The sequence below is a fragment of the Acidobacteriota bacterium genome, assembly GCA_016716905.1.
In the GTDB taxonomy this organism is placed as follows: domain Bacteria; phylum Acidobacteriota; class Vicinamibacteria; order Vicinamibacterales; family SCN-69-37; genus SYFT01.
The window spans coordinates 839,223-857,282 of record JADJUS010000004.1; the positions used below are offsets into that span (position 1 = coordinate 839,223).

An 18,060-nucleotide genomic window follows, 5' to 3' on the forward strand; every position below is an offset into this window, starting at 1 on the left:
GGGTCTCAAGGTAGGATCTCGCTCAGCATGCGCGCGACGCCACGGGCCCCAAAGCGAGGCGCCAGACAATCAGCACCATCTCAGTCGTCCAACCGGACGTGGCTTGTGTTCGTCGTGCTCGTCGCCATCACCGTGCTGGCCTACGCGCCGGTCTGGAACGGCGGGATGTTGTGGGATGACGATGCGCATGTGACACGGAGTGCGCTGCGATCGGTCGAAGGGTTATGGCGCATCTGGTTTGAGGTGGGCGCCACCCAGCAGTACTACCCCGTGCTGCACTCCACATTCTGGGCCCTGCATCGCGTCTTCGGAGACCAGACGCTTGGCTATCACCTGGTGAATGCCACGCTTCACGGGTTGTCCGCAGGTCTCTTCGTCGTGCTCCTGCGCCGGCTTCAGGTGCCAGGCGCCATTCTGGCGGGCGTGGTCTTCGCCCTGCACCCGGTGCATGTGGAATCAGTCGCGTGGATCACCGAACTGAAGAACACGCTGTCGGGATTCTGGTATCTCGGCGCGGCACTCGTGTATCTGCGTTTCGATACGGAACGCCGAGGGGCGCTGTACGCCGGTGCGCTGTTGCTGTTTGTGCTCGCGGTGCTGACGAAGTCGGTGACGGTGACGCTGCCGGCCGCGATTCTTGTGGTGCTGTGGTGGCAACGCGGCTCACTCCGGTGGCGGGAGGATGTCGCCCCGCTCGTGCCTTTCTTTGTGATCGGCATTGCCGCAGGCTTTGGGACGATCTGGGTCGAGCGCGAGTACATCGGGGCTTCGGGTCCAGCCTTCGATTTCAGTTTCATTGAACGTGGTTTGATCGCGGGTCGCGCCCTTGTGTTTTATGTCGCGACGCTGCTGTGGCCAGTGAACCTGACGTTTGTATACCCGCGCTGGGATGTCAGCCAGTCTGTGTGGTGGCAGTACCTCTTTCCGTTGGCTGTGCTGATTGTGCTGGCGTGGTGCTGGAGTGTGCGAACGCGCACACGGGCGCCGCTCGTCGTCGCGCTCCTGTTCGCGGGCACCTTGTTTCCGGCGCTGGGCTTCTTCAACGTCTACCCGTTCATCTTTTCGTTTGTGGCCGATCACTTTCAGTACCTCGCCAGCCTGAGCCTGATCGCCGGCGCGGCCGCGGGACTGGCCACGTTGTCTGGAGGGTGGAGGTCCGGCCAGCCATGGCGAGGGCCCGCCTGCATCGTGGCAATCGCAGCAGTGCTCGCGACAATGACGTGGCGTCAGAGCCGCGAGTACGTCGGCGCCGAGGTTCTGTATGCCGCAACCATCGAGAAGAATCCCGATGCCTGGATGGCGCACCTGAACCTGGGATGGTTGCGGCTTCAGCGAGGGGAACTTGAGGCCGCTGTCCGCGACACCGAGACCGCGCTTCGCCTCGAGCCGAACCTTCCGCAGGGCCACAACAATCTCGGCAGTGCGCTTCGAAGCCTCGCGCGGTTTGATGCGGCTGAGCGTGCGTACCGCGAGGCGCTGCGCCTGAAGCCCGACGACCTGGACACGCGCTATAACCTCGGCCTGGTCCTGATCGATCTCGGCCGGCCCGGTGAGGCCACCGGTCACATCCAGGCCTATCTTCTTCAGCATCCCGAAGATGCCGCGGCCTATGGCCAGCTTGGAGACGCCCATCAGTCGATGAACCGTCTCGGTGATGCGATTGTGGCGTATCGCGCATCGATCAAGATCAATCCGCGCGACGCCCGCGTGCGCACCAACCTTGGAAGCGCACTGGGCCGGGAGGGGCGCCTGCCCGAAGCGATCGCTGAATTCACCGAAGCGTTGAGGCTGGATCCGACCTACGAGCCCGCCGCAAGAAACCTCGCCCTCGCCCGCTCACGCCTTGGCGGGGGATAACGCGTTCCGGAGGGCATGGGCTTCAGCCCGTGCCGCACGCCGCGCGCAGGTCCTCGATATCCGCGTCACTCAACTCGGGCGAAAAGTGACGCACGCGTTCGATGATGTCCGGGGTCTCCAGGTAGCTCTGGACGCATCCCGCGTGGATGTACCCCGACGGCACAAACCGCCCATCGTCGTAAAAGACCAGAGCAATGCGCCATGTGTCTTTCGCGATCAGCTCCTTGCAGGCGCGGCACGTCGCACGGCCTGACGACGCGCGGCCGGCGGTGCTGACGCGGGGGAGCCGCCGATGGGTGACGCCCAACTGCGCCTGATCGCGCAGGTGGTCGGCGCCCGCGATGGGGTCCGTGGCCGCGGCCAGCGTCTCGAGAAACGCCTCGGGCCGCCGGTAGGCGGCGCACACCAGATGGAACCAGTGCGTCATCTCACCTTCGCCCTCGGCAAACGGGTTGGGAAGGCGCTCCCCGAAGCGAAGCTCGCCCTTGGGGATCTTCACGCCGCAGCCGCGACAGGCGGCACGGCCACTTGGGGATAGCTCAAAAACGTGCGGCATGGGTACTGTGGCGCAGTGTATCGCGAGGGTGCCCTCAGCCATCCTGATTCGCACACATTCCGGTAAACTGTCGCCCGAGGTTCCCCATGTCTGCTCGATCCAGCCGTCTCCTTCTTACTCTCTGCGCACTGGTGACCATGTCCGTCGCCATGTTCGCGATCCCGATTACGTCGTCATTCGATACGGCCCCGGCTGTGAATGCCGCCGCACCTGAAGACGGTGAGATGTTTCAAGGACGCGGTGGCGGAGGCGGCGGCGCGCAGATTCAGGCGGTGGACCCGCTGAAGTTCCGCTACATGGGACCGGCGCCGGCAGGCCGCATTGCCTCAGTCGTGGGTGTGCCGGGTGACCCCACCACGTACTATCTTGGCAACGCGTCAGGTGGCATCTGGAAGTCCACAGACAGCGGCGCCACCTTCGTGCCTGTGTTCGACGACATGCCGGTGCAGGCCATCGGCGCACTGGCACTGTCATCCTCCGATCACAATCAGGTGTGGGCCGGCACGGGCGAAGGCTGGGTGATTCGTCCCAGTGACGTCATGGGCGACGGCGTCTACAAGTCGATTGACGCGGGTGCGACGTGGACGCACATGGGACTGAAAGATACGGGGCGCATTGGCCGTGTCATCGTGCACCCCACGGATCCCAACATCGTGTACGTCTGCGCGGTGGGGCGCGCGACCGGCCCACAGCAGGAGCGGGGCGTCTTCAAGACGGTTGATGGCGGCAAGTCCTGGACGCATTCATTGTTCGTGAACCAGGACACGGGATGCTCCGGCCTGTCCATGGATGCGAAGAACCCGAACATCCTCATTGCGGGAAGCTGGCAGCTGGTGCAGCGCACCTGGCAGCAGTACAGCGGCGGGCCCGGCAGCGCGGTCTACATCACCAAAGATGCTGGCGCCACCTGGAAGAAGGTTGAGAACGGCATGCCGCGCTCGCCGGTGGGCAAGATCGACGTCGCGATTGCGCCGTCGGATTCCAATCGCATGTATGCCCTGATCCAGACGGCCGACCAGGGTTCGCTCTGGCGGTCTGACGACGGAGGCACGTCGTTCAAGGTGGTGAGCTGGGACCGGTCGCTCATCGGCCGCGCGGGCTATTACATCCGCCTTGGCGTGAATCCACAGAATCCAGACGATGTCATCGTCATGAACAGCGGGTTTCACCGGTCGAGTGACGGTGGAAAGCTGTTCCCCGGCAGCGGTGGCTGCGGCGACTGCCACGATGTCTGGTTCGATCCCACTGACGGCACACGCTATGTGCTGACCGACGATGGCGGGGCCACGATCTTCACGTCCGCCGGCTCTCGCGGCGTGCGATTGCCAAATGGCCAGATGTATCACGTGGCCGTAGACAACCGCGTGCCCTACTGGATCTACAGCAACCGGCAGGACGACGGCACCATGCGTGGGCCGAGCACGAGTCCGGAGCAGACGGGCAATGGCCGACTCGGCGGTCCGGAGCCTGTGGCACCGGCAGCGGCACCGGGTCGCGGCGGTGGTGGTGGCGGGGGGCGTGGCGGTCGCGCGGGAGGACCGGCGTGGGACACGTATCTGGGTGGATGCGAGTCTGGCTTCACGCAACCGCAGCCCGACAACGCCGACATCGTCTGGGGTTCCTGCTACGGCAACAAGCTGACGCGGTTTGATGCGCGTCAGGGCACGGCGCGATCGGTCTCGCCGAGCATGATCACGTTCGACTCGGCGCCGAACCTCTCGAAGCATCGGTGCCACTGGACGGCCCCGGTCGCGTTCGACCAGTTTGAGCCGACCACGGTGTACTACGGGTGCGAAGTCATCTTCAAGACCAGCAACGAAGGGCAGAGCTGGGTGGAAATCAGCCCCGACTTGTCCACACGCGATCCGCGGCTGATCGTCGCGTCCGGCGGTGTGGTGCAGGACAACCTTGGGCAGTACGCCGGCGCCACGGTGTATGCCATCGCGTCATCGCCTCGTGAGCGCGGCCTGCTCTGGGCCGGTACCAATGACGGCAAGGTCTGGTACACGCGCAACGGTGGCGGCAACTGGGTCGATGTGAGCGCGAACCTGAAAGGGATGCCGGACCTCGGCACGATCACGCAGATCTGGCCCTCCACGTTTGATGCGGCCACGGCGATTGTGACGGTGGACGGACACGTCAATGACAACCGTCGCCCCTACATCTTCAAGACCACCGACTACGGTGCCACGTGGTCTTCGGTCGTGGGCGATCTGCCCACGGGGCATCCGCTCGACTACGTGTTGTCCACGATCGAAAACTCGAACCGCCCCGGGATGCTTTTTGCCGGCACCGGTCGCGCGTTTTATTACTCGATGGACAACGGCGCGCATTGGACGCGGTTCAAGGAAGGCCTGCCGGCATCGCCTGTGACCTGGGTGGTGTATGAGCCGAGGTACCACGATGTGGTGCTTTCCACGTATGGCCGGGGCCTGTACATCCTGCCGGACATCACCGTGCTTGAGCAGACGGGCCAGCCCACCGCGCCCCCGGCCACAAAGCTCTTCACGCCGCGCGCCGGGTTCCGCCAGGCGCGGGCGGGATCGGCAGACTTCACCTTCTCGCTGGCTGCGGCCCCGACAGGGCCGGTCAAAATGGAGATTCTCAACAGCGTCGGTGAAGTCATCCGGACGCAGTCCATTGCCGGTGGCCGCGCGGGGCTGAACCGCGTGTCGTGGAACCTGCAGTACGAGCCCGCGAAAATGGTGGAGATCCGCACCACGCCGCGAGAGAACCAGTACATCTGGGAAGAGCCCGACTTCTCTGGCAAGGAAGTGCGCATGGTCATGCACTGGGGAATCAGTGCCACCACCGGCACGCCCATCGCTGCACCTGGAAAGTACTCCGTGCGGTTGACGCTGAACGGCCAGTCGTTTACCGAGCCTTTTGAAGTGTTGAAGGACCCCGCGATCAAGGCGTCGAATGCCGATCTGGTGGAATCCACCGCCATGCAGATTCGCATCCGCGACGCGATCTCCACTACGTCGGGTGTGGTGAATCAGCTCGAGATCACGCGAAAGCAGATTGAAGATCTGCTCAAACAGAATCGCGGCAAGGACGAGATCGAGAAGCCCCTGATGGATCTCGATACCGTGCTCTTCGGCACCGAGCTTCGCCTGGTGACCCGCCAGGACCTTCGCAGCGACGACAAATACTTCGCCGACGCGTACAAGGTCTACATGAACTTGCTCTGGCTCGGTGGGGCTGTTGGCCTCGGCGCCGGCGACGAGGCGGGCGCGGCAGACTACAAACCGCGTGATGTGGCGTACGACATCCTGGCCGATCAACTGCAGCAACTGGCCGATGCGCAGGCTGCGTTCGACAAGCACATCGCGGTGGACGTGCCGGCGTTTAACAAGACGATGGCGGGCAAGATCCCCGCGATTCGGATTTCGAAGTAGCGGCCGGCGCTCACCGCCGAGGATCGAGGCCCATCCGTGCCACCAGTGCGGTGAAGCGCGGATCGGGCCGTGCGCAGTCGAGGATCGGATCCACGGCCATGAAGATGACCCGTGAATCGCGTTCCTCGATCGCGCGCTCAAGCCGGGCGATCGCGTCGTCCATACGTCCGCCGCACGCCAGGGCGCCGGCGATGATGGTGTGGGCCGGGCGCACGGGATCGGTGCCGGTCAGTTGCGCCAGCAACGGCTCCGCCTCCGCCCGGCGGTTGGCCATCGAGAGGATATAGACACGGTACGCGGCAGCTTGAATGGCGGTCTGTGTTCGTCCTGTGCCTCGGTCCAGCGTCGTCAGCGCCTGGTCAAAGCGCCCCTTGCGGGCCTGTGCGAGCGCCATGGCCAGATACACCTGCTGGCTCGTCACACCCATCTCAATCGGCGACTTACGCAACTGCGCGATGGCATCGTCGTACCGCCGCGCCATGAGCAGCAACATACCGTAGTAGAGGTTCAGGCGTGGAGACGACGGGTCCACCTCAAGGGCGAACCGAATCTCCGAGATGGCGGCATCGTGCCGGCCGTTGGCGCTGAGCAACAGCGAGTACCAGAAGTGCGGCTCGGCATCGTACGGCGCGCGGGTGATGGCCGCTTTGAACTCGCGCTCGGCGGCCGGCCAGTCCCAACTGCGGACGACCGCGACACGGCCAAGCACCGTGTGGGGTTCAGCCAGCGTGTCGTTGAGCGCGAGCGCGCGATGGGCGGCCGCTTCGCCACGAGCGTACTTCTCGGCGGTGCCGGCGATGTTGAGCGGCAGCGTGAGGTACGCCGAAAGACCGGCAAAGGCATCGGCATAGTCGGGTGAGAGGTCGGTGGCCCGCGTGAAGTCCACCACCGCCTGCTCCACATCACGGGCCGTCATCTGGCTGGCCGAACTGCGCGCACGCAGATACGCGGCGTAGGCCTCGGGCGTCGCCGCGGGAGTGCGCGTCACGGCCGCTCGCTCGGCTTCTGTCGCGGTGGGTTCCAGGATGCGCGCCACATTGTCGGCAATCACGCCTTGGGCCAGAGCCATTTCGGGCAGGGTCGTGGTGGAGGACCAGTCCCACAGCCGCGTGCCGTCCGCCACCCTCACGAGGGTGGCGCCGATCTGGATGCTGTCGCCCGTGCGCCGCAGTGTGCCATGCAGCACCGCGTCCACCTGGAGCGCGCGCCCCGCCTCGAGCGGGTCTTGGGTGATATCGCCGTACTTCACGGTCGAAGACAAGGGGCGGACGATGACCTGTTGGAGGTAGAGAAGGCGACCCGCGACCGCGGCGGCAAGTCCCGGTCCGAGGTATTCGTCTCCGGCCTCGGCGCCAGGCGATGCGAAAGGCAGGACGGCCAGAGCCTGTGCTTCTCCAGGAACCACCACGGTTCCGTAGCGCGTGGTTGGCACGTACGACAACGTCAGAAGTCCAAGCACAACAGCGAGGAGCGCTCCTGCCATCGGGCTGATGGGCCGGGCGCGCCTGACAGCTGGCAGAGTGTGTGCGGGCGGCGGGCTCGGAGTCTGAGCAACCTGAGCGGGAACTGATGCGGCGGCTGGGACCTGGACTGCGCCGGTCGTCACCTCGGCCACAAAGGTGTAGCCGCGACGCGGGACAGTCCGGATGTATTCGCCCTCATCGTCGGCCGCGCCCAGCGCTTTGCGCAACGTGAAGATGTTGACGGCGAGGTTGCCCTCTTCGACGAAGGTGTCGGGCCACACTCGCGCCAGCAACTCGCTCTTTTCCACGAGCTGGCCCGCCGACTCGACCAGCACCAGCAGGACCTCAACGGCCTTGGGTGGCAGCGGCACCATCGCGCCCTCACGCAGGAGCACCCGCTTGACGGCATCAAGCCGGTAGGGGCCGAAATCGTATAAACCGTGGCCGGGCAAGGACATAGCTGGCTAAATAAATCCTTAATATCAATCCAACGCCAGCCTAAGGACTTGCCGGCGGAGTGTGCAGCATTCTAGCGCCCGATCAGGCCGAATGAGTCATCGGTCTTCAAAGGGGCACAGGCATGCGGAAGCGACAGTTGATGGCAGTGGTGGTGGTGATGGCCGGCGTTCTCGTCGGTGCGTGCGCGACGTACGCGCAAGGGGGACGAGGGCCGAACTGGGTGTTGTTGGGCGAGCGGGTGGTCACCGACAGAGCCGACCGGGACACGATCAGGGTGACTGGCGACCGGGGGTCGTTCACGGCGGTGAAGTTCGAAGTCCGTCGTCGCGCCGTGGACTTCCACCGGGTGGTGATTCACTTTGCCAACGGCGAGGACCAGAATGTCGAACTCCGCAACTCCATCCGAGCCGGCGGTGAGACGCGGGTGATCGACATTGACGGCGGCAGCCGGATCATCACGTCGATCGATTTCTGGTACGACGCCAAGACGCTTGGCCGCGGGAACTCAGCCACGGTGCGGTCGCTCGGGCGGCACTGAGACGGCGGGGCGCCCATGTTAAGCTCCCCGAATGGGAGCAAAATACACGCGACTGACGCAGCCGCTCGTGCGTGAGCACGGCAAGTTGCGCGAAGCCTCATGGGACGAAGCGCTGGACCGCGCGGCGGATGGATTCCGCCGTGTCACCAGTGCGCACGGACCGTGGAGCTTCGGGATGTTCAGTTGTTCCAAGGCCTCAAACGAAGTGAACTATCTGGCGCAGAAGTTCACCCGCGGGGTCCTGGGCAGCAACAACATCGACAGTTGCAACAGAACTTGACACGCCCCCAGCGTCGTCGGTCTGACGACGGTGTTCGGGGCGGGTGGCGGCACGAGCGCATACCGGGAGATCGAGGAGACAGACCTCATCGTGCTCTGGGGATCCAACGCTCGTGAGACGCACCCGATCTTCTTCCACCATCTCTTGAAGGGGAAGCAGGGCGGGGCGCGGATGTTCGCCATCGATCCGCGACGGACCAGTTCCGTCGCGTGGGCCGACGTGTGGATGGGCCTTGAAGTGGGATCGGACGTGGCACTGGCGAATACGATCGGGCGCGAAATCATCGCAGCCGGGTTGTGCAACACCGCGTTCATCGAGCGGGCGACGTCAGGGTTCGAGGCCTACAAGGCCGCCGTCGAGATCTACACGCTGGAGCACGGCGAGAAGGTGACCGGCGTGAAGGCGGAAGACATTCGTGATCTGGCCCATTCGTATGCGCGGGCGGATCGCGCCCAGATTTGCTGGACGCTGGGGATTACCGAACATCACAACGCCGTGGACAACGTGTTTGCCATCATCAACCTGTCGCTCCTGACCGGCCACGTCGGCCGGTGGGGGTCGGGACTTGTCCCCCTGCGCGGCCAGAACAATGTGCAGGGCGGCGGCGACATGGGCGCCATCCCGAACAAGTTCGTCGGCGGTCAGGACGTGGAAGACCCGGTGCTGCGCGCGATGTTCGAGAAGGAATACGGCAGCACGATCCCCGACAAGAAGGGCTGGCACCTGAGCCAGATGTTCGAGGCGATGGAGCACGGCGAGCTGAAGACGGTGTTCGTGCTGGGTGAAAACCCGATGCAGTCGGAGGCCGACGCGAAGCGGACGCGACGGCTGCTCGAAGGCCTGGAGCACCTGGTGGTGCAGGACATTTTCCTGACGAAAACCGCCGAGGTGGCGGATGTCGTGTTGCCGGCGGCCGCGTCGTGGTGCGAGTCGGAAGGCACGGTCACCAGTAGCGAGCGTCGCGTGCAGCGGGTGCGCAAGGCCCTTGAGCCACCGGGGCAGGCGAAGGACGACATCGACATCCTGACGGCGCTGGCGAAGCGGCTCGGGAGGGATTGGGGCGCGCCGACGGCTGCCGAGGTGTGGGAAGAAGTTCGACGGCTGTCGCCTTGGCACGGAGGCATGAGTTACGAACGCCTTGAGCAGCTCAACGGGCTGCAGTGGCCCTGCCCGACTGACGATCACCCCGGCAGCCCGACGTTGCACATGCGGTTATGGGACGAGCCGCTCTCCGGTCCTCGCGCGCCCTTCCAGGTGGTGCATCACTCGCCGCCCGTGGACGTGCTCACCGAAGAGTTCCCGCTGCGGCTGACCACCGGGCGCAGGCTGGAGTCATTCAATACGGGCGTGATGACGGGCGGCTACACATCGCCGCTGCGGCACGGCGAACGCATAGAGCTTTCGCCCGAAGACGCCGAGCGCCTGCAGATGACCGCAGGGGAAGTGGTGCGGATTGTCTCTCGACGTGGCTCTGTGGAAGCACAGGTAAAGATCGATCCGGGTCTGCGGCCGGGGCTGACGTTCATGACGCTGCACTTCCCGGACGAGGTGGAAACGAACATCCTCACCATTGACGCGGTGGATCCGAAGTCGGGCACCGCCGAGTTCAAAGCGGCGGCCGTGCGGGTGGAGAAGATCGTGCCCGTGCAGGCGCCCGAGCCAGTCGGCGCCGGCGCCGCCGGAGGGAAACGCTGACGTGGATTTGCACCTGATTCCTGGGGCCGTCGCGTCGATTGGCGAACGGGAGGCGATTGACGCGGCCATAGGGTCGGCGGCTGCGGCCAGGCATCTGCTGCTGCCGGCCCTGCACGCAACCCAGGCCCGCGTGGGCTGGATCAGCCCGGGCGCACTCAATCACATCTGCTCTCGACTTTCGGTGCCGCCGGCCGAAGCGTTCGGCGTCGCGTCGTTCTACGCGATGTTCGCGACGAAGCGGCGCGCGCCGCGGACGGTGCATGTGTGCGACGACATCGCGTGCCGCATCAAAGGCGCCGAGGGTCTCTGCCGATCGCTTGAACAGAAGTTCGGCGCGCCGGGACAGGATGCCAACGGCCTGAATGGAGCCGCCACCTGGGTGCGCAGCCCCTGTCTCGGTCTTTGCGAACAGGCCCCCGCCGCGCTGGTGCAACGCGCGGGTGATGCGCGGGGCGACGAGGCGATGGCGCACGTGACTTTTGAGGATGTGGTGTGGGCCGTCGAGACCGGCGCCGCCCGGGCGGCGCAACAGACCATCGCGCCGCAGACCGAGGAGCCGCGCGACCCCGCGTTGCGCCTGCTTCGACGCGTCGGCGTAGCTGACCCATCAAGCCTCGACGACTACCGCGCGCACGGAGGGTATGTCGCGCTGCGGAAGGCGCTGGCCCTTGGGCCCGAGCGCGTCTTGCGGGAAGTGAACGATTCGAAACTGCTGGGCCGTGGCGGCGCGGCGTTTCCCACGGGTCGCAAGTGGGAAGCGGTCGCGCGCAATCCCGCGCGGCCGCACTACCTGGTCTGCAACGCCGACGAATCGGAGCCGGGCACGTTCAAGGACCGCGTGATCATGGAGGAAGACCCATTTGCGTTGGTCGAAGCCATGACCATCGCGGGATACGCCACCGGCTGCGAGCAGGGCTACCTCTACATTCGCGGTGAGTATCCGAAGGCCACCGCACGGCTGCAACATGCGATCACGCAGGCCCGGGCCCGGGGGTGGCTCGGCGACAACATCATGGGCGAAGGCGTGCGGTTCGACATCGAACTGCGCCGCGGTGCCGGCGCCTACATCTGCGGCGAGGAAACGTCGCTGTTCAATTCCCTGGAAGGCCTGCGCGGCGAGCCACGTAACAAGCCGCCCTTCCCTGTGAACGTCGGCCTCTTCGGCAAACCGACTGTGGTCAACAACGTCGAGACGTTTGCGAACGTGCTCGACGTGCTGGCGTATGGCGGGCCCACGTTTGCTGCGTCGGGCACGCCGGGCTCCGCGGGCACCAAGCTGTTCTGTGTCTCCGGGTGCGTCACCCGCCCAGGCCTCTACGAAGCGCCGTTCGGCATGTCGCTGCGCGACGTCATCGCGCTCGCCGGCGGTGTCGCCGACGGGCGCGCCCTCAAGGCCGTGTTGCTCGGCGGCGCCGCGGGTGTGTTTGTCACGCCGGACGAACTGGACATGCCGCTGACGTTCGAGGGCACGCGCGCGGCCAACGCCACATTGGGGTCTGGCGTCATCATGCTGTTCGACGACCGCGTGGACCTGGGAGACATTCTCATCCGCATCGCCTCGTTCTTCCGCGACGAATCGTGCGGCCAATGTGTGCCGTGCCGCATCGGCACCATTCGCCAGGAAGAAGCGCTGCATCGTCTCGTGGCTGCGCGCACGAAGGGCGCAGATGCCGCGGGCCGCGAAGTCGGCCTCATCAATGACCTGGCGATGGTCATGCGCGATGCGTCCATCTGCGGCCTCGGGCAAACAGCCGCCAGCGCCGTGCAGAGTGCGCTGCAGAAATTCGATGTGGGAGCCCACTGATGGAAGCCGTTCCTCTGACATTCGTGCGCGCCGTTGATCTGAAGATCGATGGCAAAGACGTGCGGGTGCCCGAAGGCACCACGCTCCTGCAGGCATGCAAGTCGGTGGGCATCGATACCCCGACGCTCTGTTACCTCGAAAACCTCACGCCGGTGAATGTGTGCCGCGTGTGTGTCGTCGAAGTGGAGAACTCGCGCGTGCTCGTGCCCGCCTGTTCGCGCGCGGCCGAGCCCGGGATGGTGGTGCACACCGACTCCGAACGCGTGCGCCACAGCCGCAAGCTGGTATTCGAACTGCTCGGCTCGTCGGTCGATCTCTCGACGGCCGACCCGAAGTTTCTCGCAGACCTGGAGCGATACGCGGCCGAGCCGGATCGGTTCGACACGGGTGACGCGCAAGGGCATGGCGCCAAAGCGACCGTGAAGCAGCCGGTCAAGATCGATAACGACCTGTACGTGCGCGACTATTCAAAGTGCGTGCTCTGCTACAAGTGCGTGGAGGCCTGCGGCACCGATGCGCAAAACACCTTCGCGATTGCCGTCGCCGGCCGCGGCTTCAACGCGACCATTGCCACCGAGTTCGATACGCCGCTGCCTGATTCCGCATGTGTCTACTGCGGCAATTGCATCGGCGTGTGCCCGACCGGCGCGCTCATGTTCAAGTCTGAGCACGACATGCGCGAAGCCGGCACCTGGGACGAGTCCAAACAGGCCGTCACCGACACCATCTGCCCCTACTGCGGTGTCGGCTGCACGCTGCAACTACACGTGCAGGACAACTCCATCGTGCGCGTCACCTCGCCCCACGATCACGACGTCACCGACGGCCACTTGTGCATCAAGGGCCGCTTCGGGTGGCAGTTCGTCCAGAACCGATAGTCCACGCCGGACTACAGGAGACGCTGAGACACGGAGGTTTCGGTCAAGGCGTCAAACTGCTGCCTGGCGCCGTCAGCGCCAGGCGGATCCATGCAGACTGCATGAAGGATTACACTCATAGGGTTGTAACTCTGCGCCTCTGCGCCTCCTGTAATCCGTCGTCGTTCAAGGAGCTCCCCGTGCCGCCCAGTGATATCGAGATTGCCCAGAAGGCCACCATGAAACGCGTAACCGAGGTGGCCGCCGGCCTCGGTATCCCCGAAGAGAGCCTGGAGCCCTACGGGCACTTCAAGGCGAAGGTCTCCCTCGATTTTGTCGACAGCCTGAAAGACCGGCCCAATGGCCGGCTGATTCTGGTCACGGCTATCAGTCCGACGCCGGCGGGCGAAGGCAAGACCACCACGACCGTGGGCCTCGGTGATGCGCTGAACCGCATTGGCAAAAAGGCGATCATCTGCCTGCGTGAGCCGAGCCTGGGCCCGGTGTTCGGGATGAAGGGTGGCGCGGCCGGAGGCGGGCACGCGCAAATCGTGCCGATGGAGGACATCAACCTTCACTTCACGGGAGACTTCTCGGCCATCGCGCTTGCCAACAACCTGCTGGCGGCGATGCTCGACAACCACATCCACCACGGCAACGCGCTGGGGATCGACGTGCGGCGCATCCAGTGGAAGCGCGTTGTAGACATGAACGATCGCGCGCTCCGCCAGATCGTGGCGTCGCTCGGCGGGCCCGGCAACGGCTTCCCCCGCGAAGACGGCTTCGACATCGTCGTCGCTTCTGAAGTCATGGCCATCTTCTGCCTGGCCACGTCACTGAAGGACCTGAAGACCCGTCTCGGCAAGATCGTGGTCGGCTACACGCGAGACCAGAAACCTGTGCTCGCCAGCGACCTGAAGGCGCATGGCGCCATGACCGTGTTGCTGCGCGACGCCCTCAAGCCCAATCTTGTGCAGACACTCGAGAACAACCCCGCGTTCGTGCATGGCGGGCCGTTCGCCAACATCGCGCATGGGTGCAACTCGGTGGTGGCCACCACTACGGCCCTGAAGCTGGCCGACTACGTGGTGACCGAGGCCGGGTTCGGCGCGGATCTTGGCGCGGAAAAGTTCATCGACATCAAATGCCGCAAGTCGGGTCTGCGGCCCGATGCCTGCGTGATCGTCGCCACCATTCGGGCGCTGAAGTACCACGGCGGTGTGGAGCGTGCGGCGCTCGGCCAGGAAGACCTCGGCGCACTCGAACGTGGCCTGGCAAACCTCGAGCGCCATATTGACAATGTGCGCACGCACTTCGGGCTGTTGTGTATCGTGGCCATCAATCGGTTCCCGGACGACACCGACGCTGAGATCGCGAAGCTGCAGGACATCACGGCGTCCAGCGGTGTGCCAGTGGTGCTGGCCACGCACTGGGCCGATGGCGGGGCCGGGGCCGAGAATCTGGCCAAGGCCGTTGTGGCTGTGATCGACAGCACGCCGTCCGCATTCCACTTCGTCTACGAAGACGACCTGCCGCTGTGGGAGAAGATGAAGGCCATTGCGACGAAGATCTATGGCGCCGCTGACGTGTCGGCCGACGCCAAGGTGCGCGGGCAGATTCGCAAGTTGCAGGAGGACGGTTACGGGCACTACCCCGTGTGCGTGGCCAAGACCCAATATTCGTTCTCCACCGACCCCGCCCTTCGCGGAGCGCCATCGGGTCACACGGTCAACATTCGCGAAGTGCGCCTGGCCGCCGGCGCCGAATTCATCGTGATGGTCTGCGGCGACATCATGACCATGCCCGGCCTGCCCAAAGTCCCGTCGGCCGAACACATCGACCTCGACGACAACGGCAAGGTCGTCGGCTTGTTCTGACACGGTAGCGACAATGAGCCATTCTTCCATTCGCTCAATGTAGACATTTCGCCACTTCGGACATTTCTGTCATTTCGCCATTGCAGGCGATGGTCCGGCAGACCCCTATGTTGCCATTCGATATATAATGGCAACATTAATAGGACAGCCATCGTCCAAAGGGTGGAACGCATGAAACTGAGCATGGGAGTGGTCACGGTGTTGCACGCGGTGGCCGACGGCAAACGGTTCGGGTTCGAGATCATGGACGCCACTGGGTTCACGAGCGGCACCGTGTATCCGGCGCTGGACCGCCTTGAGGAGGAGCGCTGCCTGAAGTCGTCCTGGGAGGACGCGAAGGTGGCGCACCGGGAAGGCCGTCCGCCGCGGCGATATTTTTCCCTCACGCCCACCGGCGCCGCCGTCCTGGGCGAGGCGATGCTGCGGTTCAAGAGCCTGCGCCCGGTGCCGTTGACCGTGACGCCAGGGAAGGCGCGTCGGTGACCACCGTCAGCCTGCGGCTTTCCCTGCTGTGTGTGGCGCTTGCGGCTCCGATGGTGCCGGCGTCACACCGCGCCGCCTGGCGACGGCAGTGGGAAGCCGATTTGCGCCACCAATCGGCGTTCCTGCGTGAGCACGGCCGGGGATGGAAGGGGCTGGACCTGTGGTCCCGCGCGCTGGGCACAGTGCCGCATGCGTGCGTTCTCAGAATACGGAGTTGGAGCATGCCGACAGTGTTTGCGGATATCCGGTACGGGACGCGTAGCCTGCTCAAGCAGCCGGGCTTTGCACTGGTGGCGATCTTGTTGCTCGGACTGGGCATCGGCGCCACCACCACCATCTTCAGCTGGGTCGAAGGCTTCGTGCTTCGCCCGCTACCCGGCGCGGCGAATGCGGATCGTGTGGTGGCGGTGCTCGGCACCACGCGGACACGCCGCGACATCAGCGTGTCGTACCCGAACTTCGCCGACATGCGCGATCAGAAGCCCGACAGCATTGCGGCCATGTTTGCCGGCCGGCTGGTGGCCCTCACGATTCGCGACGACCGCGACGCCTCGCGTGCCTGGGGCGAGCTGGTCAGCGGCGAGTTCTTTGACGTGCTCGGCGTCAGTCCCGCCCAGGGCCGCGTACTGTCGAGAGAGGACGACCGCGTGCCGGGCGGCCATCCGGTGGTGGTGCTCAGTCACGCGTTCTGGCAGCGCCAGTTCGCCGGCCGGGCCGACATTATCGGCCGTCCGTTGACCATCAACGGCAAGATCTTCAGCGTCATCGGTGTGACGCCGCCTGACTTCAGCGGATCGTCGGCCGGGATGCGCATCGATTTGTGGCTGCCGATGATGATGCAGGCGACGGTCTTGTCGGGCGACCGGCTCAATGCCCGTGGTGATGCATGGTTACAAGTGCGGGCGCGTCTGGCTCCGGAGGCCACCATCGAACAGGCGCAGGCCGGCCTGTCGGCAGTCGCGGCGCGCCTGGCTGCGTCGTACCCGGGCCCCAACACCGATCGCGGCGTGGCCCTGTATCCGCTCTGGTCTGCTCCAGGCACCGCCGCCAGCATTCTTGGGCCAATCCTCGGCGTGCTGTTCGCCCTGGTCGCCATCGTGCTGTTGATTGTCTGCGCCAATTTGGCCAGTCTGATGCTGGCTCGGGCCGCGGGTCGCGAGCGTGAAATTGCCGTCCGTCTGGCTCTCGGCGCCAGCCGTGTCCGCATCGTCCGTCAACTTCTTACTGAGAGTGTGGTGCTCGCCGTGGCAGGAGGTGCCGTCGGCCTCTTGCTGGCCGTGTGGGCGAGCCAGTTGTTTGGCGCGTTCATACCACCGACGCCGCAACCCATTACCGGCGAGGTGATCCTGGGCGCGCGCGTGCCGATGTTCGGTCTGGCGCTTGCGCTCGTCACCACCGTGTTTTTCGGATTGGCGCCGGCGCTGCAATCGACGCGACCGCGACTGGTCCCCGCCCTCAAGGACACCAAGGGGTCGATCGGCGGGCCACGGCGCACACGTCTGCGCAGTTCACTTGTCGTGGCGCAGGTGGCCATGTCGATGGTGCTGCTCATCGGCGCCGGTCTGTTCGTGCGCACTCTTCAGCAGTCGCAACGCGCCGATGTGGGTTTCGACCTCGAACAGGGTCTGTTTGCCTCCCTCGATCTGCTGCCTGCCGGATACGAGGCCACCACTGGAACCGCGTTTTACAAGAAGCTGATCGATCAGGTCCTGACCGTTCCCGGCGTCACCGCGGCAGGGCTGGCGAGAGACATCCCGCTCAAGCTCGGTGGGGGTAGTGATACATCCGGGGACATCGAAGGCTACGTGCCCGCCAAGGATGAGGAGATCACTCTTTACTACGATCGCGTGAGCCCGGGTTTCCTGCCTGCGCTTGGCGTTCCACTGGTCGAGGGACGAGGATTCACCGACCAGGATGACGCGGCTCATCCCAATGTCGTGATGATCAACGAGACGATGGCAAAGCGGTACTGGAAGACGCGTCCGGCCGTGGGCGGGCGCCTGCATCTGGGCGAGTGGTACACCGTGGTCGGCATCGTCAAGGACGTGAAATACACCACGCTCAACGCCGACCCTGTGGCATTTGTGTACCTTCCGCTGTACGCCGCGTATCGACCCGATACGACGTTGCTCGTGCGGACAGCTGGTGAGCCGGCGGCGGTGATCGGTGCGCTGCGCTCGGCCGTGAGCGGACTGGACGCTGACCTGCCACTGTTCGACGTGCGGACGGCAGCCGAGCAGCGGCAGGTGGTGACGTTCATTCCGGCGCTCGCAGCGTCGTTGCTTGGCGCATTCGGTGTGGTGGCGCTCCTGCTGGCGACAGTGGGTCTTTACGGGCTGCTGGCGTATTCAGTGAGCCAGCGGACGTCTGAGATCGGTGTGCGCATGGCGCTCGGTGCCCAGCAGGGAGACATCCTCCGCCTGGTGGGCCGCCATGGAATTGTGCTGACGGTCATCGGTGGTGCGATCGGACTCGTCCTGGCGCTGATTGTGATGCCACTCGCGAGCAGCCAGCTCGTCGGCGTAGGCGCCCGCGACGGTCTGACGTATCTCATCGCCGCGGTTTGCCTCACAGTGGGCGCCGCGGCGGCCAGCTACTTCCCGGCTCGCCGTGCGGCGCAGACCGACCCCCTGCGCGCGCTGCACTACGACTAAGGCTTTCTACCATGAAGAGCATGAAGCTCCATGAAGGGCGCGGGGTTGGGTGCCGCCTGCGGCGGCATGCACGAGTGGAGGGCCGTCACAAATGAACGCACCGGCCGTTGCTTGCGGTGTGTTCATTTGTGACGGC

Annotated in this window: 11 protein-coding genes; 9 read left to right on the top strand and 2 right to left on the bottom strand. The window is 65.0% G+C overall.

Going from position 1 to position 18,060, the window contains the following annotated elements; genetic code table 11:
* The first annotated feature begins 27 nt into the window (after positions 1–27).
* On the top strand, positions 28–1,857 hold the full coding sequence (locus IPL75_07680; GenBank protein MBK9240138.1) for a tetratricopeptide repeat protein: 1,830 nt from the start codon (positions 28–30) through the stop codon (positions 1,855–1,857).
* A 22-nt stretch (positions 1,858–1,879) separates the two neighbouring features.
* Here IPL75_07680 and IPL75_07685 read toward each other — a convergent pair whose 3' ends face one another.
* A complete protein-coding gene (locus IPL75_07685) occupies positions 1,880–2,356 on the bottom strand; it encodes a hypothetical protein (protein MBK9240139.1) in 477 nt (158 codons plus the stop codon).
* Positions 2,357–2,544: 188 nt separating this feature from the next.
* Between IPL75_07685 and IPL75_07690 the strand changes: the two genes are divergently transcribed.
* Entirely contained in the window at positions 2,545–5,814 is a 3,270-nt protein-coding gene (locus IPL75_07690; GenBank protein MBK9240140.1) for a sialidase, read from the top strand.
* Between the two features lie 10 nt (positions 5,815–5,824).
* Here the strand turns inward: IPL75_07690 and IPL75_07695 are convergent, their stop codons facing one another.
* Positions 5,825–7,735, bottom strand: coding sequence for a winged helix-turn-helix domain-containing protein (locus tag IPL75_07695; GenBank protein MBK9240141.1), 1,911 nt, complete (start codon positions 7,733–7,735; stop codon positions 5,825–5,827).
* Between the two features lie 122 nt (positions 7,736–7,857).
* Here IPL75_07695 and IPL75_07700 point away from each other — a divergent pair, with 122 nt between their 5' ends.
* The 7 genes from IPL75_07700 (at position 7,858) to IPL75_07730 (ending at position 17,924) form a co-directional block, all read left to right on the top strand.
* Positions 7,858–8,274: a hypothetical protein gene (locus IPL75_07700; GenBank protein ID MBK9240142.1), complete on the top strand. Its 417-nt coding sequence runs from the start codon at positions 7,858–7,860 to the stop codon at positions 8,272–8,274.
* Positions 8,275–8,305: 31 nt separating this feature from the next.
* The gene (locus tag IPL75_07705) at positions 8,306–10,249 is read left to right on the top strand and encodes a molybdopterin-dependent oxidoreductase (protein MBK9240143.1); all 1,944 of its coding nucleotides are present in this window, start codon (positions 8,306–8,308) and stop codon (positions 10,247–10,249) included.
* Position 10,250: 1 nt separating this feature from the next.
* Positions 10,251–12,053, top strand: a complete 1,803-nt coding sequence (locus IPL75_07710; protein ID MBK9240144.1) for an NAD(P)H-dependent oxidoreductase subunit E — start codon at positions 10,251–10,253, stop codon at positions 12,051–12,053.
* Positions 12,053–12,931 (top strand): (2Fe-2S)-binding protein, encoded by an 879-nt coding sequence (locus tag IPL75_07715; protein MBK9240145.1) that lies wholly within the window; start codon positions 12,053–12,055, stop codon positions 12,929–12,931. The genes IPL75_07710 and IPL75_07715 overlap by 1 nt, the downstream gene beginning before the upstream one ends.
* 101 nt (positions 12,932–13,032) lie before the next feature.
* Complete coding sequence (locus tag IPL75_07720) at positions 13,033–14,787, top strand: formate--tetrahydrofolate ligase (protein MBK9240146.1); 1,755 nt, start codon at positions 13,033–13,035, stop codon at positions 14,785–14,787.
* A gap of 171 nt (positions 14,788–14,958) precedes the next feature.
* A complete protein-coding gene (locus tag IPL75_07725) occupies positions 14,959–15,270 on the top strand; it encodes a helix-turn-helix transcriptional regulator (protein ID MBK9240147.1) in 312 nt (103 codons plus the stop codon).
* A complete protein-coding gene (locus tag IPL75_07730; GenBank protein ID MBK9240148.1) occupies positions 15,267–17,924 on the top strand; it encodes an ABC transporter permease in 2,658 nt (885 codons plus the stop codon). The genes IPL75_07725 and IPL75_07730 overlap by 4 nt, the downstream gene beginning before the upstream one ends.
* Positions 17,925–18,060: the final 136 nt, after the last annotated feature.